Source organism: Halorubellus sp. JP-L1, assembly GCF_011440375.1.
Taxonomy (GTDB): Archaea; Halobacteriota; Halobacteria; order Halobacteriales; family Natrialbaceae; genus Halorubellus.
The window spans coordinates 892,596-909,878 of record NZ_JAAOIR010000002.1 but is presented as its reverse complement, the minus strand read 5'-3'; the positions used below and the strand labels follow the sequence as shown (position 1 = coordinate 909,878).

Genomic DNA, 17,283 nt, shown 5'->3' with positions numbered 1-17,283 from the left:
CGTTGTGACTTCGGACGCACCGACTGCTAACGGCCGTCGTGTTCCACAGATCGAAAGAGACTCCCTCGAAGCCAGCCGGTTCGCGTCGGCGACGACGCCGACCGACGATACCGACCGACGACCCTTACTCGTCGTCGCCGTCCTTCATGTGCGAGAGCTGATCGACGAGCTCCTCGTTCGAGAGGTCGGACTCGAAGGAGACGTCGCCGTCGTGCTCGCTCTCGTGGACGTTGACCGCGTCGTTCTCCTCGATGTCGGTGTCGTCGTCCTTCTGCTCGGATTCGTCGTAGCTACCAAAACCCATACTGGGTTCGTCGAGCGCAGCGCGGAAAAGCTAGCCGATTCCCCGACAGTCACGACACGCGCTCACGCGCCACAGCGACGCGGGCCGCGACACGCATCCCACGGTCGACACGCACCCGACGTCGACGGTGACCCCGAACGACGCGTCCCCGAGGGCGTCCCGGCCTACACGTCCTCGACGGTGCCATCGACCTCGACGAGGAGGTCGCCCGAGCCACTCACCGAGATCGCACACCCCGCGTACTCGAACGCCGTCCGCCCGAACCGGAGCCGCTCCCCGGGAATCGCCGCGAACAGTCCGTCCAGTGCATCGGCGTCCACGACGGAGTGAAGCGGCGGGAGCGAGAGCACATCCGTCCGCGTCGCCGCCGCGACAGCCTCCACGACGGCCTCGCTCGTCGACCGCTCGGCCGGGTCGAAATCGGTCCGGTACGCGTCCGCTTCGGGGTCGTACTCCACGTCGACCGCCAAATCCGCGGTCTGTAACGGCTCGAATGCGACGTCGTTCCCTGAATGCATTAGTTCGATTCACGCGACCGACGGCGTTCATCGTTCGTCCTTCAAGTGAACGCCGTTCAAGTACCGACCAATGGGTCGGCGACGGTCACGTCTCGTCCGGGCCGTCGACGAGCGTGTGCTCGACGAGTCGATGCGTCCCGCGCCGGAGCCGCGACCCGAACGACTGCCCGGTGATGCCGACCTCGCTCGCGAGGTCCGCGAGCGAAACCTCGCTGGGACTCCGATAGTACCCGTTCTCGTACGCGAGCACGAGCGCCTCGCGTTGCTCGTCGGTCAACCCGTACGACTGCCCGGGCGTCACCTCGGAGAGGTGATGGAGGCGCACGAGCGACGCCCGGACGTCGGTGGCGTCGCAGGACGCCTGGAACGCGGAGAGCTGGTCGGCCGACTGCGCTCGGAGCTCGAACCGCCAGCCGTCGAGACTGCCGGTCGCTGACACGACCGTGAGGTCGGACGTCGCGATCGCGCGCATGATCCCCAGGTACTCCGGGTTCCACTCAGCGCGGAACAGTCCGCGGTCGCCGAGGTCCTCCATCAGCGTCACCGACCGGAGCTCGGGGAGGTCCGCGAACGCCCTTGCGAAGGCATCCAGGTCCGACTCGGGGTCGTACACCCAGAAGTACGGCATCACCGTATCCTCGTTCGGCACTACGCGGTCGAGTTCGAGCGTCGCGTCCGGCCGCACCTCGAACGCGACGCCCAGCGGGAATTCCGACGTCGGGAGCGCGAACTCGGCGATTCTCGTCACGGCTCGGCACTTGGACTGCAACCAAAATAAACGTAGGTTACCTGGTACCAACGCGTCGGGCGCTGGCGCGGGACCGTCGAAGCCCGAGTTCGTACCGTGTGGGCTCCGCGGTCGAACTGACCGAATCAGGTCGACATCGTGTCGCACTGCCATCCGGGATCCTGCCCCGTCCGCTCGATGAGGTCGGAGCGGCACGCCGGACAGTAGTCCGGCCGGGAACTCGCCGACCGGGGGACGTAGACTGCGCCGCCACACTCCACGCACGCATCGTCGACGACCGTCGCACAGTCGACGCACACGTTGAAGTCGTCGACTGTGAGATCGCGCAGCGGTTCGAGTTGTTTATCCAACAAATACTCGTCGATGGGCGCCTGACAGTTGTGACACGGTTGCATCTCTATGCAAGAACAACCCATGAGATACCGTCACAAATACCTGCCGGCACCCCACACTCCCTCGAGTCCCGCAACCACTCCCGAACCAACGCAGTAGCTCTCTGGCGTGAAAATGAAAGAACGAGAAATCGCCAATCGCACCGGACGACCGACGAAGACCGTAGTTACTTGCGAACGAGGTTCGTCGCGCGCGGTCCCTTCGGCGAGGACTCGATATCGAACTCGACCTCCTGCCCCTCCTCGAGGTCAGGCCCGCCAACGTCCTCCATGTGGAAGAAAACGTCCTCGTCGTCGTCGACGCTGTCGTCGTCAGTCGAAATGAAACCGTAGCCGCCCGTGTCGTTGAAGAAGTCAACCTTACCTTCTGCCATTACACCCATACACAGGACCGCCCCGCGGATAACCCTTGCGAGAGTCGAGTTACCACGACCCGCCACCACCGACACGACCGACAACGAGGCGACCACCACCCCGTGCGAATATCGACCCCAGACCGCTCCGTTCGTCCCGCTTTCCGCCTCGAACACGCCGGATTACCTACCGGCACTCACCTTCGTTCGAAGTCGAACAGTCCCGGGCGGATATCGAACCACGGTCGCAGCAAGCTGCTCCCTGCTTCGAATCCGCCGGATGGACTACCTGCTGCTCACGTTCGTTCGCAGGAGGATAGTCCCGGGCGGATATCGAACCTTCACCAGACGTGCTCGCTCACTTCGTTCGCTCCGCGCGACTGGTGGGATTCGAATCACGCAGTGGGCGACTCGCTCGTCACCTTCGTTCCTCGCGAGTAGTCCCGGGCGGATTCGAACCGCCGTCAATGGCTCCAAAGGCCATTATGATTGGCCACTACACCACGGGACTGCGGGCGGGAGTTCTCCGCGGACGGTAAAGAGGGTTACTTTCCAGTGCTACTGCTGGACGTGGTCGCCGATGGTGTTTCGGAGGATCTCGCTCGTGCCCTCGTAGATCTCGTTGAGTTTCGCGTCCCGGTAGAAGCGCTCGGCGGGGAAGTCCTTCGTGTACCCGTAGCCGCCGTGGATCTGGATGCCTTCGTTCGCGACCTCGCGACTGATCTCGCTCGCGTACAGCTTCGCCTGCGCGGCCTCCTTGATGAAGTCCTCGCCGCGGATCTTCTTGTCCGCGGCTTTGTGCATGAGCATCTTCGCGGCCTGGACCTTCGTGTCCATGTCCGCGAGCTTGTGCTTGATGCTCTGGAACTCGCCGATGGGCTGGTCGAACTGCTCGCGCTCCCCGGCGTAGTCGACGGCCTGGTCGAGGGCGGCGCGCGCGATGCCGACGCCGCGTGCCGCGATCGTGATGCGGCCACCGTTCAGCGTCTTGAGTGCCTGCACGAACCCGCGGCCTTCGTCGCCGATGAGGCGGTCCTCGGGGACGTAGCAGTCGTCGAAGCGGAGTTCGGCGGTCGGACAGCCCTTGTCGCCGAGTTTGTCCTCCGTGCCCTCGACGACGAAGCCGTCGTCCTCCTCGGGGCGGACGACGAAGGAGGAGATGCCCTTGTTGCCGGCGTCGGGGTCCGTCTTCGCGAAAACCGTGATGGTGTCGGCGACGGAGCCGTTCGAGATCCAGAGCTTCCCGCCGTCGATGACGTAGCCGTCGCCGTCGCGCTCGGCGGTCGTGTCCATCGCGGGGACGTCGCTCCCGGCGCCGGCTTCGCTGAGCGCGAACGCGCCGACGTCTTCGCCTTCGGCGAGCGGCGTCAGGTACTGCTCCTTCTGGGCGTCGCTCCCGAACTCGTAGAGCATATTCCCCGCGAGCGAGATGTGCGCCGCGACGACGGTGCCGAGGCCGCCGCTGCCCCGCGAAATCTCCTCGATGCCGATGGCGTAGGAGTGATAGTCCAGGCCGGCGCCGCCGTACTCCTCGGGGAACGGCATCCCCATCAGGCCGAGTTCCGCCATGTCGTCGACGAGGTCCCGCGGGAACTCGTCGGTCTCGTCGATCTCGGCGGCCTGCGGGACGACCTCCTCGTCGACGAACTCCGAGACCATGTCTCGGATCTGCTTCTGCTCCGGGGAGAGACTGAAGTCCATACGCGGACGGTCGGTCGGCCGTTCCTTTACTTTTCCCTTCCCCGAGTGCGTTCGGAACGCGCGGCACTCGCCGTCGGCGGGTTCGAGCAGCGCGTCGCCTCGATGGGGGACAACTTCTATTGTCGGCGACGGCGTACGTTCCGCCATGTACGTCCGGGACGCGAAGAACAGGGACGAGGTCTGGTTGCTCGACCGCATCGAGGAGATGGGGCTCGACGACACGGCGTTCCGGTCGCGCGACTACGTCATCGCGGTCGACGAGGGGTCGGACGAGCGCGCGGGCTTCGGACGCATCCGCGTGCACAAGGCCGACGAGCGCGAGCGCACGCAGAGCGGGCGGACGGACCGGGCGCCCGCGGACGTCTGCGAGATGACGAGCATCGGCGTGCTCGACGGCTGGCGCGAGCAGGGCGTCGGCGCGCACGTCGTGGAGCGCCTCGTTGAGTACGCGAGCGACGAGGAATTCGAAGTGGTGTACGCGTTGACGGACGAGGCGTCGTACCTCGCGCAGTTCGGGTTCGAGTCGATGCCCGCCGAGGAGCTACCGGAGGCGCTCGGGGAGCGGCTGGCGGAGAAGCGCGATGGCGTGGCGCCGGACGCGACGCCGATGCGACTCGACGTCGACGCGTTCTCGGTCCCAGAGTCGTTCCGCGAGCGATTCAAGACCGCGAACAAGGACGAGGAGCCGCCGGACGCCGACGAATCCGCGGAGGACTTCGGGATCGACGAGGAGACGGCGACGTACAAGTACGACACCGGCCGGTAACGCGTTCGGTCGTCGTGGTGTCGCGAACCGTCAGAACTGCGTGCCGTCGTTCGTCTCGTCGTCCTCGTCGCCGTATCGTTCTTCGCCGACGTTGCGGATGAACCCGTACTTGAATCCGATGTACCCGAGGATGGATATGGTGAGGATGGGTGGCAGGATCATGAACCCCCAGAGCGGGTCGATCCCCCACCAGAGCAGGAGCAGCACGTTGGCGAGCCCGATGACGACGAACGGCGAGACGTAGAGCGCGGCTCGTGCGCGACTGGTGCCGGCCGTCTCCTCGTTCGTCGGGAGCGCGTCCATACTCGACGGTGAGGTGCGTACGGGCAAAAACGGCGTGGTCCGCGAGTCGGATCGCTCCGTGCCGCGAGACTGACGCGTCCGGGCGTCGCGTTATCGCGGTGATTTAAGACGGACGTCACCCTCGGTTCTCGTATGTTCGACCAGGACGACCTCGAAGCGATACGGGAGGGCCGCGAGGACTGGGCGGCGGAGGACGTCGACCCCGTCCTGGATCGCTTCGGCGAGCGAAAGGACGCGTTCACGACGGACACGGGCGGGCACGAGGTCGATCGGCTGTACACGCCGAACGACGTCGCGAATCTCGACTACGAGGAGGACCTCGGGTTCCCGGGCCGGGAGCCGTACACGCGCGGCGTGTACTCGACGGGCTACCGCGGGCGCCTGTGGACGATGCGGCAGTACGCTGGGATGGGGACGCCCGCGGAGACGAACGAGCGCTTCAACTACCTCATGGACGAGGGCCAGACGGGGCTGTCGATGGCGTTCGACCTGCCGACGCAGATGGGGCGGGATAGCGACGACGAGATGGCCGCGGGCGAGGTCGGGAAGTCCGGGGTCGCGATCGACACGCTCGCGGACATGGAGACGGTGTTCGAGGGCATTCCCCTCGACGAGGTGTCGACGTCGATGACGATCAACGCGCCCGCGTCGGTCCTCCTGGCAATGTACATCGCGGTCGGCGACCAGCAGGGCGTCGACCGCGAACAGCTCCGCGGAACCATCCAGAACGACGTGCTGAAGGAGTACATCGCGCGGAACACGTACATCTATCCGCCGGGGCCGTCGATGCGGATCATCACGGACATCTTCGAGTTCTGCGCCGCGGAGACGCCGAAGTTCAACACGATCTCCATCTCCGGCTACCACATCCGCGAGGCCGGGTCGACGGCCGCCCAGGAGCTCGCGTTCACGCTCGGGGACGGCATCGAGTACGTCGAGGCGGCGCTCGACGCGGGCCTGGACGTCGACGAGTTCGCGCCCCAGCTCTCCTTCTTCTTCAACGCGCACAACAACGTGTTCGAGGAGGTCGCGAAGTTCCGCGCCGCCCGTCGGATGTGGGCGAAGATCATGGAGGAGCGCTTCGACGCGGACAGCGAGAAGTCGAAGCAGTTGAAGTTCCACACGCAGACCGCGGGGTCGATGCTGACCGCCCAACAGATCGAGAACAACGTCGTCCGCGTCGCCTACCAGGCGCTCGCGGCCGTCCTGGGTGGGACCCAGTCGCTACACACGAACGGGAAGGACGAGGCGCTGTCGCTGCCGACGGAGAAGTCCGTGCGGACCGCGCTGCGCACCCAGCAGATTCTCGCGCACGAGTCCGGGGCGGCGGACACTATCGACCCGCTCGCTGGCAGTTACTACGTCGAGAGCCTGACGGACGAGATCGAGGCGGAGGCGTTCGAGCTCCTCGACGAGGTCGACGAGCGCGGCGGGATGCTTGACGCGGTGGAGTCCCAGTGGGTGCAGCGCCAGATCCAGGACGTGGCGTTCGACCGCCAGCAGGAGATCGAGAGCGGCGAGCGCATCATCGTGGGCGTGAACGAGTTCGAGGTCGACGAGGAGCCCGAGATGGACGTCGAGGAGGTCGAGCCCGAGCAGGAACGCCGGCAGGTCGAGAGCCTGGCGGAGACGAAGGCCGCGCGCGACGACGAGGCGGTCGACGCCGCGCTCGCCGCACTGGAGGACGCGGCGGCGAGCGACGAGAACGTGATGCCGTACATCGTCGACGCCGTGAAGGCGTACGCGTCGGTCGGCGAGATCTGCGACGTGATGCGCGGCGTCTTCGGCGAATATCAACCCGGGAGCGCGCTTTGAACTGACTCAGCGGGCATACGGCGACCGCCAGGTCGCCGTTTCTGCGGGGGACTGACTCAGCGAGCATACGGCGACCGCCAGGTCGCCGTTTCCACCCGCTGACTCTTCGAGCATGCGGCGAAACGTTTTCGTCCCGGGTCTCGGTACGTGATCGCAAGATGACTGAAAGGGCGGACGCTACTGGGTGGAGAGGGCGCTCGCTCGCGGGCGTCGTCGCCCCCGTTGCAGACCCGCAGACCTACCGGAACGTCCTGTACCTCTTCCTGGCGTTCCCGCTCGGGCTCGGCTACTATTTCCTGCTCGTGTTCGGGTTGGTACTCGGCGTCGCGCTCGCGGTGGTCGTCGTCGGCCTCCTCGTCCTGCTGGGGGTGGTCGTCGGCTCGCGGTTCCTCGCGTCGTTCGAGCGGTCGCTAGCGAATCGACTGCTCGGGACGGAGATCGCCGACCCCGACGACGTCGATCGCGATGCGAGCGGCGTCGTGGAGACCGCGAAGGCGTACCTCCGCGCCGGCTCTACCTGGGGCGGGCTCGGCTTCGTCGCGCTGAAGTTCCCCGTCGGAGTCCTCTCGTTCGTCCTCCTGGTCTCGCTCCTGGGGACGGCGATCGAACTCCTCCTGCTGCCCGTCTACCCGGGTGGTGCGTTCAACGTGGAGGTGGCCGGATGGGTGGTCGCCCGGAGCTTCGAGACGACCACCGAGCGGCTTCTCGCCGTCCCCGCCGGTGCCGTGCTCGGGGTCGTTGCCGTCAACGTCCTGAACGCGTTCGCCGACGCGAACGCGTCCATCGCGTCGTCGCTGCTGGGTTCGAACGCCGACGCCTGCGAGTAGACGGCGTCGAACCGGGTCGTGGGAGGACTCCCGGTCAGGCCTCGCCGTTCCGTCTGCCGGTCGCGACGACGTCCTCGGCGCCGTCGATGTCGCGGTGCACGACGACGACCTCCTCGGGGAGGTCGCGGTCGTACTTGATGTTCGCCGCGTACTCGATGGCGCCGACGCAGTCCTGGCAGGCTTCGCCGTCGGGCGCGGTGGCGTCGAGGACGAGCGTGGCTGTCCGGGATTTCTCGTCGTAGCCTGCGTCGGCGATCGCGAGTTCGTGGCAGGGGTTGGAGGCGACGAACGTACCGTCGACGCGGACGCGTTCGCCGTCGTACGCGATGGTCGCGGTGTCTTCGTCGTCGCTCGCGCAGCCGCGGTTGGTCGCGTCGACGCTCGTGCTCGCCACTTCCGGTCGCGCGCAGTAGACGAGCGTGCTCGCGGTGCCGTAGTCGACGATGTCTGTCTTCCCGAGCGCGTAACTGGTGCCGGAGTCGTTGCAGTCGAACCACTGGCGGCCGACGGTGACGGTCCCGAAGGACTCGCCGTCGACGGAGACGGTGAGCGCGTACCGGGTCGGCACCCGGAGTTCGACCGCGAACGTGTAGCCGGCGGGGACGGTCACGGATCCGATGGCTTCGGCCTCCTCGGTCGCGCCGTCGGCGTACGCCATTCGAACCTCTCGCTCGCGGTCGACGCGGTTCCAGAACGTCAGGTCGTGTGGCTGGTTGCTGTTCGGGAACGCGACGGAGTCTCGGTCGCCTACCGCGAACGTCTCGACCGGGCCGCCCTCGGGGTTCCACTCCGGGTCGAATTCGCTCTTCTCGCGGGCGTCGTCGGAGTCGGTCGTCCGCGTCGGCGGGTCCGTCGTCCCGTCGTCGGCCCCGTTCGGTGTCGTCCCGGTTCCGCCACCGGTGCCGAGCGCCTGGAGGCAGCCGGCACCGCCGACCGCAGTCCCGGTCGCGGAGAGCGCGGCAAGGAGCGTGCGTCGCTTCATGCCCGAGTGGACGCGTCCCCCGGGTGACTCTCTTGTGCTAGGTGAAAGCTCCGTTTCAGCGGACTCGACGGGCGAGTATCGCGCCTAGACGACGTCGAGGAGTCTGTCGACGTCGTCTTTCGTGTTGTAGACGTGGAGGCTCGCGCGGACGACGCCCGCGGTCGGGATCGAGCGAATCTGGACGCCCGCGTCGGCGGCGCGCTCGACGGTCGCCTCCGGGTCTGGGTCGTGCCAGGAGACGAGGCCGGAGTGGTACTCGCGCGGGGAGACGAGGCGGTCGTCGCCGAGTTCGGCCTTGAGGTAGTCCGTGAGGTCGGCATTGTGGGATTCGACGACGTCCAATCCGACCGCTTCCATCATCTCGATGGCTTCCTTGAGGCCGGCGTACGGTGCCGGTGCGACGGTCCCGAACTCGAAGCGCTTTGCGCCCGCTTCGTACTCGTAGGGGTCCGCGTAGGGGTCGACGAGGTTCCGGTAGCCGAGCTGGACGGGTTCGAGCGTCTCCGCGAACGATTCGTCGACGTAGAGGTAGCCCGCGCCCCACGGCCCGAGCAGCCACTTGTGCGCGGAGCCGGCGACGGCGTCCGCGCCCCACTCGTGGACGGAGAAGGCGTGCTGGCCGGTCGACTGGACGGCGTCGACGAGCACGCGCGCACCGGCGTCCTGCGCGATCTCGGTCAGTTCTCTGACGGGCGCGAGCACGCCGCTCGTCCAGCAGATCGAGGAGAACGTCGCGAGCGTCGCGCCGTCGACTGCCGCGGCCCACTCGTCGGGGTCGATGCGGCCGGCGTCGGTCTCGACGACGCGCACTTCGACGCCGTACTCGTCGCGGAGCCGGCGCCAGGGGAGGATGCCGGCGGCGTGCTCGGCGTCAGTTCGCACCACGACGTCGTCGGAGTCCCAGTCCATCGCGAGCGGGAGTCGACCGATGCCGTCGGTCGTACTCCCCGTGAGCGCGACCTCGACGGGGTCCGCGTCGACGTGTGCGGCGACGGTCTCGCGGACGTCCTCGAATAGCGCGAACGCGGGTTCGTACATGCCGTCGGTCGCTGGCGTCTCGAACTCGTGGTGCTCGTAGGACGCCTCGACGGCGTCCACGACGCGACGCGGGCTCGGGCCGCTCGCGCCCGTGTTCAGGTACGTCGTCTCCCGCAGCGCCGGCGTGTCCTCGCGGATCGCGGAGGGATGCATGCCCAAAACCTCGAACGCTGCGGACAAATCGCTGTGGGTCCCATCGACCGACGCTCGCACACGCGGAACGCGCGAACGTCCGACCACACGAACTTACGTCGCCGCCGGCCGCACGCCCGGACATGCACTTCGACCACGCCGGCATCGCGACGACCGACGCGAACGACCTCGCCAGCCTCTACGTCGACCTCCTGAACGCCGAGCGCGTCCACCGCGAGGAGTTCGACGGGATGCGCGTCGTGTTCCTCGACACCGGCGACGGCTACCTCGAACTCCTCGAACCCCTCACCGACGAGGGCGCTATCGCGCGCTACCTCGCCGAGCGCGATGGCGGCATCCACCACGTCGCGTACGCGACCGACGACGTTGAAGCGGCGTTGGCGAATGCTCGCGACATCGGCGTCGACCTGATCGACGAGGAACCGCGACCGGGCGCGTGGGGGCACGACGTCGCCTTCTGTCACCCGAAGTCGACCGGCGGCGTGCTCGTCGAGTTCGTCGAGCACTAGCCAGAGAAGAAAGCGGCGTGTAACTGTTCTCACACCCGGCAACAGCTACCGATTGATTCGGGAGAGACGGGGCGAGCGCTTACCGCCGGAGGTGGCGAGCGCACGACTTTCCGAGTATTTCGATTCAGCTCGCAGAACTGTGAGAAGACCTCTCATCGCGCCGTCCATGGCGTCCCCCAGGGGACTGCCGGTTTTTCGTGGGCTTCGGTCGTCGATCGAGCGGTCTCCTCATTCGTGTTCAGAGTCCGTGGTATCTGATGCCGATGACGGAGGCGATGTCTCGACCCCACCGCGCCAACTGAGCAGGACCTCTCGGAGCGTGAGCTCCCGAATGTCGGGATAGCGTGATTGTTCGGTCTGTGCGTAGTTTACCAGGGTGAGAAGAATCACGCCGCCGATAGTGTTGCCCAGCATCACCGGAAGCCAGTACTCGATGCCGACGGCGAACGCCCCGGAGTCGGTGAGAATCAGGAAATAGAACACTTCGCACGCAGCCGTTATGACGTGGTAGAGATCCGTTGCAGCGATCAGGTAGAAGGAGATATAGATGATGACCAGCCGGGAAATCGTATCCTGTGCTGCGTGATCGAGCCATACCACCCCGGCGACCAACCATCCAGCTACGAGCGCCCGGTTGAAGACTGTCCACCACCCGTGGTCGAGTCCATTACTGACGAACGTCGTACCGGTCTGGAGCGCTTCTGGCGAGAATATCCCCCCCTGTGCCAGGAGGTATGCACCGAGTCCCGCTCCGACCACGTTGCCGAACAGGACGATACCCCAGACGCGAAGTAGTAACGGAATGCTGGCGAGTCGAGAGAGAACCAACGCAACGGGTGGGAGCGTGTTTTCGGTATACAGTTGGTAGTGACCGAGGATGATATAGAGGAATCCGATCGGATACAGGATCGCGCCCAGGAACCGGTTTTCGGGAAACATATCCGTACCGACAGTGTGCCCGAGGAACGTGAGGGTGATGGCGAATCCGGCCGCCAGGCCGCTGAAAAAGAGCCGCTGTTTGCTGGCCGCGATCTCTTCGGTCGCACTCGCCAGAATCCGTTCGTAGATCTCGTTCGCCGAGAACCGGTCCCGAACAGCCCACCCGGCCGCCGGTGCGCCGGATGCGGCACGGTCGAGTGAGTCGCGAACCTCGTTACGTGAATCCTCGTCCTCACGCTCGCTCATTATGGGTACCTGCGCTACGGAGGACAATCGTATTTTCGCCCGCTATCGTTCTCTTGGTCGCGAAGCTGTGTATACCGCAACTGCTCCATACGCAGCTTTGTCCCATCGGTCGTTTCACTGGACTCGGACGGAAGGCGATCCCCCGAGGATCGTTATGACGCCCGTGAGAGCAGTCCTCGGGGGGTCGACGCGGCCGTCAAGCGGCGGCTGCGAACCGCTCATCGGTGACCGTTCCGCCTGGGATTCGGCGGGCGCGTGTCCAGCGCGTACGCGTCCGGGTCGACGGGGACGAGGCCGGTATCGCGCTCGAGGTCGGGGTCGTCGACGAGCACGAAGTCCGTCGTCTCCGGGTCGTCGCGCTCGACGAGCACGAAGTCGGTCTCGACGCTCTCTATGACTGCGGGATAGTTCAACGTCGGGTCGGCGACGGGCACGAGGTCCGTGTCGCGGACGACGACGAACCCCGTCTCCTCGGTCTCGGGGTCGCGGACCACGAACCCGCGCTCTGGTTCCTCGAAGACCGCCGGCTCGGTCCCCGGGGCGTCCTCGGCCGGGACGAGGTCGGTGTCCTCCACGACGACGAATCCCGTCTCCGTCACCGCGTCGTCGACGTCGGCGTCCTCGGGGTCGACGAGCACGAAGTCCACGTCGCGGTCGTCGTCGGCTGCGTCGGTCATGCGATAGATTACGCTCGCGGACGACTTGAATCGTTCCCCGACGACGCCCCCGCTACGGCCGGAGGTTGTCGCGGTCAGCGGTCGCGGATGGCGTCCAGTGCGAACGCGAGGAACTCGTCGACGTCCTCGGGTGGGGTCTCGCGCCACGTCGTCGCCGCGAGCTCGGATTCCTGGACGTCGAGGGGTTCGGGGTCGGAGACGGTCGCGACGAAGTGCGTCCAGACGCCAGTCGCGGACGCGTCGCCGTCCTGGAACGTCAGGTGGTGGACGCACGCCAGGTCGTCGACGTCGACGGCGAGCCCGACTTCCTCGTGGACCTCGCGGACGGCGGTGGCCTCCGGCGTCTCGCCGGGGTCGCGACCGCCGCCGGGGACGTCCCACTCGGCGTCGTCGCCGCGGACGTTCACGTAGAGGACGGCGCCGTCTCGCGCTCGACGGATCACGACGCGAGCACCGCCGAGCGCGTCCCGCTCGGCGTCCGCGACGAACTCGCTCGCGTCCGCCTCCTCGAAGCACCGCCGCACGACGGGGGCCGGACCGTACCGCTGGCGGAGCGCGTCGACGTCGTACGCGGTCTCGCGACCGGGCTCGGGCGGTTCCGTCGTGGAGCGCTCGGACATCTTCACGGACTCTCTTGGCGTCCGGTAAATCGTCTTCGGATTCGCGTTCGTCGTCGCCGCGGTCGCCACGCGCGGCGGCGACTGCGGCGCGGGCCTCGCTCAGGGCGCCCAGTCGTGCTCGTAGAACGCCGCGTACTCGTGGAGTCGCTCCGGGAGCGCGCCGAACCATCCCGCGCCCGCGACCTCCGTCTCCTGCACGTCTATCGTTCCGCCGTCGTACGCGGCCTCGAACGCGACGTACGCGAGGTGGATCTCGTCGTCGCTCTCGGGGTCGACGACGGTGACGTGCCGGATAGCGACGACGTCGGTGACGGTGCAGTCGACGCCGACTTCCTCGCGGACCTCGCGTTCCGCGGCCTCCTCGAACGTCTCCCCGGTCTCGCGACCGCCACCGGGCGGCCCCCACGTCTCGTCGTACCGGCCGAGCGCGAGCAGGACCCTGTCGCCGTCGGTCGCGGCGTCGTCCGGCATCGTCTCCGAGAACCCCGGGTGGTCTGCCTCCTCGCGGACGACGAAGCAGTACCCGCCGCCGAGGTAGCCCTCGTCGGCGTACCCGCGGAGCGTCTCGAACTCCTCGTCGGGCTCCTCGCGGGCGATCGACACGCCGACGCCCTCGCGCCCGTACTCGTCGAGCAACCGGGCGACGCGCTCGCGGACCGCCTCGCGGTTCACGTACTCGGGGGCCATGGATTCCGAACGGACGCCGGCATGGGACTAAGCCGCTTCGATGTCGGCTGCCTCCCGACGCTTCGCTCCGCGTGCGGCAGAACGTGGTCGAGCGCTCGACCTACCCGAAGCTCTCGACGTGGACGGCGTCCTCGTCGACGCCGGCGTCGACGAGCGCGTCGCGGGCGGTGCCACAGAACTCCTTGAACCCGAAGACGTACGCGTCCCCGATGTCGGCGTGCGCGCCGAGTGCGTCGACGAGCGCGTCCTCGCGATCGGGAGCGGTCTCGTCGAGGAACGCGACGGCCGCGCCCGCGTCCTCGAGGGCGTGCAGGCGGTCCTCGTGCACGAACCCGTCGTCCTCGTAGACGACCGCGACCGAGTGCCCGCGGTCGACCGCGCGCTCGGCGATGGCGACCGCCGGCCCGACACCGGGTCCGCCGGCGACCACGAGGACGTCGCCGCCGTCGTCGTAGCAGACATCGCCGAGCGGGCCCGCGACCGTCAGCTCGTCACCCGCCTCGCGGTCGGCGAGCCACGGCGTCACGTCCCCGTCGGGGTCGACCTCGACCGTCAGCTCGAACGTGCCCTCGGTGTCCGGCGACGAGACCGTGTAGTAGCGGTCCACGACCTCGTCGTCGACCGGCGCCTTCACCACGACGAACTGGCCGGGAAGTGCCGAGAACCCCGCGGGCGTCTCCACGTCCATCGCGACCGTCTGCGGTCCGACGTCGCGCACGCCAGCGACGACGACCTCGTACTCGTCCATACGCGAACGTCCCGTGGTCGAACCAAAGGCCTTCTCACTCGCACCCGAGCCCCCGGAGCGACGCGACCGCGGACTCCCGAGAGCGACGACGCTTTAGCGTACTGATTCCGGCGTCGTCGACCGGTATCTCCAGCGCGTCGGCGGGTGTTTCAGAAGCCTTTTGCCAACTCCCACGGTAGCCCTACCACAACATGGCTGAGGACTTCAACTGGGCTATCGGAGGCGAGGCCGGCGACGGGATCGACTCCACAGGCAAGATCTTCGCCCAGGCGCTCTCGCGGGCGGGGCGCCACGTATTCACCTCCAAGGACTTCGCGTCGCGAATCCGCGGCGGGTACACCGCGTACAAGGTTCGGACGAGCGTCGACGACATCCAGAGCGTCGTCGACCGACTCGACCTCCTGGTGGCCCTGACGCAGCGAACGATCGACGAGAACCTCGACGAACTCCACGAGAACTCCGCGATCATCTACGACGGCGAACGGTCCTGGGAGGCCGAGATCCCGGACGAGATGTACGCCGTCGACGTCCCCCTCAAGAGCCTCGCGGAAGAGGCCGGCGGGGCGATCATGCGTAACGTCGTCGCGCTCGGCGCGGCGTGCGAGCTCGCGGACTTCCCGATCGAGAACCTCGACGAGTCCCTCGAGAAGCGCTTCGGGGACAAGGGCGAGAAGATCGTCGAGAACAACAAGGAGGCCGCGCGCCTCGGGAAGCAGTACGTCCAGGACGAGTACGGGACGCTCTCGACCGAGGACTTCGACTTCGAGCTGGAGACGACGGACGCGGACTACGTGCTCCTGAACGGCGACGAGGCGATCGGGATGGGCGCCATCGCCGCAGGCTGCCGGTTCTACGCGGGCTACCCGATCACGCCCGCGACGGACGTGATGGAGTACCTCAAGGGCCGCATCGAGCACTTCGGCGGGCAGGTCGTGCAGGCCGAGGACGAGCTCTCCGCGATCAACATGGCGCTCGGTGCGGCGCGAGCGGGCGCGCGGTCGATGACGGCGACGTCCGGTCCCGGGATCGACCTGATGACGGAGACGTTCGGGCTGGTCGCTACCTCGGAGACGCCGCTCGTCATCGCGGACGTGATGCGTAGCGGGCCCTCCACGGGGATGCCGACGAAGCAGGAACAGGGCGACCTCAACATGGCGCTGTACGGCGGGCACGGCGAGATCCCGCGGTTCGTCCTCGCGCCGACGACGATCGACGAGTGCTTCTGGAAGACCGTCGAGGCGTTCAACCTCGCGGAGAAGTACCAGCTCCCGGTCTACCTGCTCGCGGACCTGAGTCTCGCGGTGACCGAACAGACGTTCGCGCCGGAGGCGTTCGACATGGACGCGGTCGAGGTCGAGCGCGGGAAGGTCGTGGACGACGCCGAGATCGAGGCGTGGCTCGACGAGGAAGGTCGGTTCACGCCGCACGCCGCCACCGAGGACGGCATCAGTCCGCGGGCGTTCCCCGGAACGGTCGACGGTGCGCACATGAGTACGGGCCTGGAGCACAACGAGCTCGGGCGTCGGACGGAGGACACGGACGTCCGCATGGAGCAGGTCGAGAAACGCCAGCGGAAGGTCGACACCGCCATCGAGCGCGAGGACTGGAACGTCCGCGAGTACGGGAACCCGGACGCCGACACGCTCGTCGTCTCGTGGGGGTCGAACGAGGGCGCGCTCGTCGAGGCGCTGGAGACGCTGGAGGCGAACGACGTCGACGTTCGCGTGCTGTCCGTGCCGTACATCTACCCGCGGCCGGACCTCAGCGAGGACGTCGCGGCCGCGAACCAGACGATCGTCGTGGAGTGCAACGCGACGGGGCAGTTCGCTGACCTCGTCGAGCACGACGTCCTGGAGCGCGTGGATCGAGTGAACAAGTACGACGGCGTGCGGTTCAAGGCCGACGAACTCGCCGTCGACATCGAAGCCGCGATGGAGGAGGCCTAACATGAGTAGCGAAGTCAAATTCACGGACTTCAAGTCCGACAAGCAACCGACGTGGTGTCCCGGGTGCGGTGACTTCGGGACGATGAACGGCATGATGAAAGCACTCGCGGAGACCGGGAACTCGCCGGACGACACGTTCGTCGTCGCGGGCATCGGGTGCTCGGGGAAGATCGGGACGTACATGCACTCGTACGCGCTCCACGGCGTGCACGGGCGTGCGCTCCCGGTCGGGACGGGCGTGAAGCTCGCGAACCCCGACCTCGAAGTGATGGTCGCCGGCGGCGACGGCGACGGGTACTCGATCGGTGCGGGGCACTTCGTGCACGCGGTCCGCCGGAACGTCGACATGACGTACGTCGTCATGGACAACCGCATCTACGGGCTGACGAAGGGGCAGGCGTCGCCCACGTCGCGCTCGGACTTCGAGACGAGCACGACGCCCGAGGGCCCCCAGCAGCCGCCTGTCAACCCGCTCGCGCTCGCGTTCGCGTCCGGGGCGTCCTTCATCGCGCAGTCGTTCAGCAGTGACGCACTCCGCCACCAGGAGATCGTCCAGGCGGCGATCGAGCACGACGGGTTCGGGTTCGTGAACGTCTTCAGTCCGTGCGTGACGTTCAACGACGTCGACACGTACGACTACTTCCGGGATTCCCTCGTGGACCTCGAAGAAGAAGGTCACGACCCGACGGACCGCGACGCCGCGAAGGAGAAGATCCTCGAAGCGGACAAAGAGTACATGGGCGTCATCTGGCAGGACGAGGACGCCACGTCCTACGAGGCCACCCACGGCGTCGACGCGAACATGAGCGAGATCCCCGACGGCGCGCCCGACGGCGCGATGGACCTCGTCCGCGAGTTCTACTAGACCACCTTTTTCCTGCGTCGGGTGCGCCTGCGGCGCACCGCTCCTTGGAAAAACGTGGGCGAAAAACCGCCCGAGCGCTCACTCCGTTCGCGCTCGGTTTAGGTGCGTTGGACTCGACCGCGACAGCCCTGCAACCGCACCGCGAC

The 17,283-nt window shown here is 67.0% G+C and carries 20 protein-coding genes and 1 tRNA gene; 6 read left to right on the top strand and 15 right to left on the bottom strand.

Features of this window, described 5'->3' with window-relative positions; translation table 11 throughout:
- Positions 1-124: 124 nt before the first annotated feature.
- The 7 genes from G9C85_RS13085 to G9C85_RS13055 form a co-directional block, all read right to left on the bottom strand.
- Positions 125-304 carry a DUF5786 family protein gene (locus G9C85_RS13085; protein WP_166040633.1) on the bottom strand — a complete coding sequence of 60 codons (180 nt, stop codon included), beginning with the start codon at positions 302-304 and terminating at the stop codon, positions 125-127.
- A gap of 164 nt (positions 305-468) precedes the next feature.
- Positions 469-822: a HalOD1 output domain-containing protein gene (locus G9C85_RS13080; RefSeq protein ID WP_166040632.1), complete on the bottom strand. Its 354-nt coding sequence runs from the start codon at positions 820-822 to the stop codon at positions 469-471.
- A gap of 85 nt (positions 823-907) precedes the next feature.
- Positions 908-1,570 carry a helix-turn-helix domain-containing protein gene (locus G9C85_RS13075; protein WP_166040630.1) on the bottom strand — a complete coding sequence of 221 codons (663 nt, stop codon included), beginning with the start codon at positions 1,568-1,570 and terminating at the stop codon, positions 908-910.
- Between the two features lie 125 nt (positions 1,571-1,695).
- Positions 1,696-1,965 carry a hypothetical protein gene (locus tag G9C85_RS18935; protein WP_166040628.1) on the bottom strand — a complete coding sequence of 90 codons (270 nt, stop codon included), beginning with the start codon at positions 1,963-1,965 and terminating at the stop codon, positions 1,696-1,698.
- A gap of 164 nt (positions 1,966-2,129) precedes the next feature.
- The gene (locus G9C85_RS13065; protein WP_166040986.1) at positions 2,130-2,336 is read right to left on the bottom strand and encodes a cold-shock protein; all 207 of its coding nucleotides are present in this window, start codon (positions 2,334-2,336) and stop codon (positions 2,130-2,132) included.
- A gap of 417 nt (positions 2,337-2,753) precedes the next feature.
- A tRNA-Gln gene (locus G9C85_RS13060) sits at positions 2,754-2,826 on the bottom strand.
- Between the two features lie 47 nt (positions 2,827-2,873).
- Positions 2,874-4,016, bottom strand: coding sequence for an acyl-CoA dehydrogenase (locus G9C85_RS13055; RefSeq protein ID WP_166040626.1), 1,143 nt, complete (start codon positions 4,014-4,016; stop codon positions 2,874-2,876).
- Positions 4,017-4,161: 145 nt separating this feature from the next.
- On the opposite strand from G9C85_RS13055, the gene G9C85_RS13050 reads away from it, so the two are divergent.
- Complete coding sequence (locus G9C85_RS13050; RefSeq protein WP_166040624.1) at positions 4,162-4,782, top strand: GNAT family N-acetyltransferase; 621 nt, start codon at positions 4,162-4,164, stop codon at positions 4,780-4,782.
- Positions 4,783-4,812: 30 nt separating this feature from the next.
- Here the strand turns inward: G9C85_RS13050 and G9C85_RS13045 are convergent, their stop codons facing one another.
- A complete protein-coding gene (locus G9C85_RS13045) occupies positions 4,813-5,085 on the bottom strand; it encodes a hypothetical protein (RefSeq protein WP_166040622.1) in 273 nt (90 codons plus the stop codon).
- Positions 5,086-5,217: 132 nt separating this feature from the next.
- Here G9C85_RS13045 and G9C85_RS13040 point away from each other — a divergent pair, with 132 nt between their 5' ends.
- Complete coding sequence (locus G9C85_RS13040; RefSeq protein WP_166040620.1) at positions 5,218-6,900, top strand: methylmalonyl-CoA mutase; 1,683 nt, start codon at positions 5,218-5,220, stop codon at positions 6,898-6,900.
- A gap of 158 nt (positions 6,901-7,058) precedes the next feature.
- Entirely contained in the window at positions 7,059-7,727 is a 669-nt protein-coding gene (locus G9C85_RS13035) for a sensor domain-containing protein (RefSeq protein ID WP_166040618.1), read from the top strand.
- Positions 7,728-7,761: 34 nt separating this feature from the next.
- On the opposite strand, the gene G9C85_RS13030 is transcribed toward G9C85_RS13035, so the two are convergent.
- Together G9C85_RS13030 and G9C85_RS13025 are read right to left on the bottom strand one after the other, a co-directional pair.
- Entirely contained in the window at positions 7,762-8,709 is a 948-nt protein-coding gene (locus G9C85_RS13030) for a hypothetical protein (protein WP_166040616.1), read from the bottom strand.
- An 84-nt stretch (positions 8,710-8,793) separates the two neighbouring features.
- Positions 8,794-9,900: an aminotransferase class V-fold PLP-dependent enzyme gene (locus tag G9C85_RS13025; protein WP_166040614.1), complete on the bottom strand. Its 1,107-nt coding sequence runs from the start codon at positions 9,898-9,900 to the stop codon at positions 8,794-8,796.
- A 122-nt stretch (positions 9,901-10,022) separates the two neighbouring features.
- Between G9C85_RS13025 and mce the strand changes: the two genes are divergently transcribed.
- Positions 10,023-10,409 carry a methylmalonyl-CoA epimerase gene (gene mce / locus G9C85_RS13020; RefSeq protein ID WP_166040612.1) on the top strand — a complete coding sequence of 129 codons (387 nt, stop codon included), beginning with the start codon at positions 10,023-10,025 and terminating at the stop codon, positions 10,407-10,409.
- A 228-nt stretch (positions 10,410-10,637) separates the two neighbouring features.
- On the opposite strand, the gene G9C85_RS13015 is transcribed toward mce, so the two are convergent.
- The 5 genes from G9C85_RS13015 to G9C85_RS12995 all read right to left on the bottom strand — a co-directional run bounded on the left by G9C85_RS13015 (position 10,638) and on the right by G9C85_RS12995 (position 14,326).
- Positions 10,638-11,594, bottom strand: coding sequence for a formate/nitrite transporter family protein (locus tag G9C85_RS13015; protein ID WP_166040610.1), 957 nt, complete (start codon positions 11,592-11,594; stop codon positions 10,638-10,640).
- Positions 11,595-11,812: 218 nt separating this feature from the next.
- Positions 11,813-12,271, bottom strand: a complete 459-nt coding sequence (locus G9C85_RS13010) for a hypothetical protein (protein ID WP_166040607.1) — start codon at positions 12,269-12,271, stop codon at positions 11,813-11,815.
- A gap of 74 nt (positions 12,272-12,345) precedes the next feature.
- On the bottom strand, positions 12,346-12,891 hold the full coding sequence (locus tag G9C85_RS13005) for an NUDIX hydrolase (RefSeq protein WP_166040605.1): 546 nt from the start codon (positions 12,889-12,891) through the stop codon (positions 12,346-12,348).
- Positions 12,892-12,990: 99 nt separating this feature from the next.
- Positions 12,991-13,578 (bottom strand): NUDIX domain-containing protein, encoded by a 588-nt coding sequence (locus tag G9C85_RS13000; protein WP_166040603.1) that lies wholly within the window; start codon positions 13,576-13,578, stop codon positions 12,991-12,993.
- Between the two features lie 100 nt (positions 13,579-13,678).
- Complete coding sequence (locus tag G9C85_RS12995; protein ID WP_166040600.1) at positions 13,679-14,326, bottom strand: FAD-dependent oxidoreductase; 648 nt, start codon at positions 14,324-14,326, stop codon at positions 13,679-13,681.
- Positions 14,327-14,517: 191 nt separating this feature from the next.
- On the opposite strand from G9C85_RS12995, the gene G9C85_RS12990 reads away from it, so the two are divergent.
- Positions 14,518-16,272, top strand: coding sequence for a 2-oxoacid:acceptor oxidoreductase subunit alpha (locus G9C85_RS12990; RefSeq protein ID WP_166040598.1), 1,755 nt, complete (start codon positions 14,518-14,520; stop codon positions 16,270-16,272).
- Position 16,273: 1 nt separating this feature from the next.
- Positions 16,274-17,137: a 2-oxoacid:ferredoxin oxidoreductase subunit beta gene (locus tag G9C85_RS12985; RefSeq protein WP_166040596.1), complete on the top strand. Its 864-nt coding sequence runs from the start codon at positions 16,274-16,276 to the stop codon at positions 17,135-17,137.
- The last annotated feature ends 146 nt before the right edge of the window (positions 17,138-17,283 follow it).

Bases quoted from the DNA above. Each gene is read 5' to 3' on its own strand.
- G9C85_RS13085 (WP_166040633.1), bottom strand. From the start codon at position 304: ATGGGTTTTGGTAGCTACGACGAATCCGAGCAGAAGGACGACGACACC.
- G9C85_RS13080 (WP_166040632.1), bottom strand. From the start codon at position 822: ATGCATTCAGGGAACGACGTCGCATTCGAGCCGTTACAGACCGCGGAT.
- G9C85_RS18935 (WP_166040628.1), bottom strand. From the start codon at position 1,965: ATGCAACCGTGTCACAACTGTCAGGCGCCCATCGACGAGTATTTGTTG.
- G9C85_RS13065 (WP_166040986.1), bottom strand. From the start codon at position 2,336: ATGGCAGAAGGTAAGGTTGACTTCTTCAACGACACGGGCGGCTACGGT.
- G9C85_RS13055 (WP_166040626.1), bottom strand. From the start codon at position 4,016: ATGGACTTCAGTCTCTCCCCGGAGCAGAAGCAGATCCGAGACATGGTC.
- G9C85_RS13050 (WP_166040624.1), top strand. From the start codon at position 4,162: ATGTACGTCCGGGACGCGAAGAACAGGGACGAGGTCTGGTTGCTCGAC.
- G9C85_RS13045 (WP_166040622.1), bottom strand. From the start codon at position 5,085: ATGGACGCGCTCCCGACGAACGAGGAGACGGCCGGCACCAGTCGCGCA.
- G9C85_RS13040 (WP_166040620.1), top strand. From the start codon at position 5,218: ATGTTCGACCAGGACGACCTCGAAGCGATACGGGAGGGCCGCGAGGAC.
- G9C85_RS13035 (WP_166040618.1), top strand. From the start codon at position 7,059: ATGACTGAAAGGGCGGACGCTACTGGGTGGAGAGGGCGCTCGCTCGCG.
- G9C85_RS13030 (WP_166040616.1), bottom strand. From the start codon at position 8,709: ATGAAGCGACGCACGCTCCTTGCCGCGCTCTCCGCGACCGGGACTGCG.
- G9C85_RS13025 (WP_166040614.1), bottom strand. From the start codon at position 9,900: ATGCATCCCTCCGCGATCCGCGAGGACACGCCGGCGCTGCGGGAGACG.
- mce (WP_166040612.1), top strand. From the start codon at position 10,023: ATGCACTTCGACCACGCCGGCATCGCGACGACCGACGCGAACGACCTC.
- G9C85_RS13015 (WP_166040610.1), bottom strand. From the start codon at position 11,594: ATGAGCGAGCGTGAGGACGAGGATTCACGTAACGAGGTTCGCGACTCA.
- G9C85_RS13010 (WP_166040607.1), bottom strand. From the start codon at position 12,271: ATGACCGACGCAGCCGACGACGACCGCGACGTGGACTTCGTGCTCGTC.
- G9C85_RS13005 (WP_166040605.1), bottom strand. From the start codon at position 12,891: ATGTCCGAGCGCTCCACGACGGAACCGCCCGAGCCCGGTCGCGAGACC.
- G9C85_RS13000 (WP_166040603.1), bottom strand. From the start codon at position 13,578: ATGGCCCCCGAGTACGTGAACCGCGAGGCGGTCCGCGAGCGCGTCGCC.
- G9C85_RS12995 (WP_166040600.1), bottom strand. From the start codon at position 14,326: ATGGACGAGTACGAGGTCGTCGTCGCTGGCGTGCGCGACGTCGGACCG.
- G9C85_RS12990 (WP_166040598.1), top strand. From the start codon at position 14,518: ATGGCTGAGGACTTCAACTGGGCTATCGGAGGCGAGGCCGGCGACGGG.
- G9C85_RS12985 (WP_166040596.1), top strand. From the start codon at position 16,274: ATGAGTAGCGAAGTCAAATTCACGGACTTCAAGTCCGACAAGCAACCG.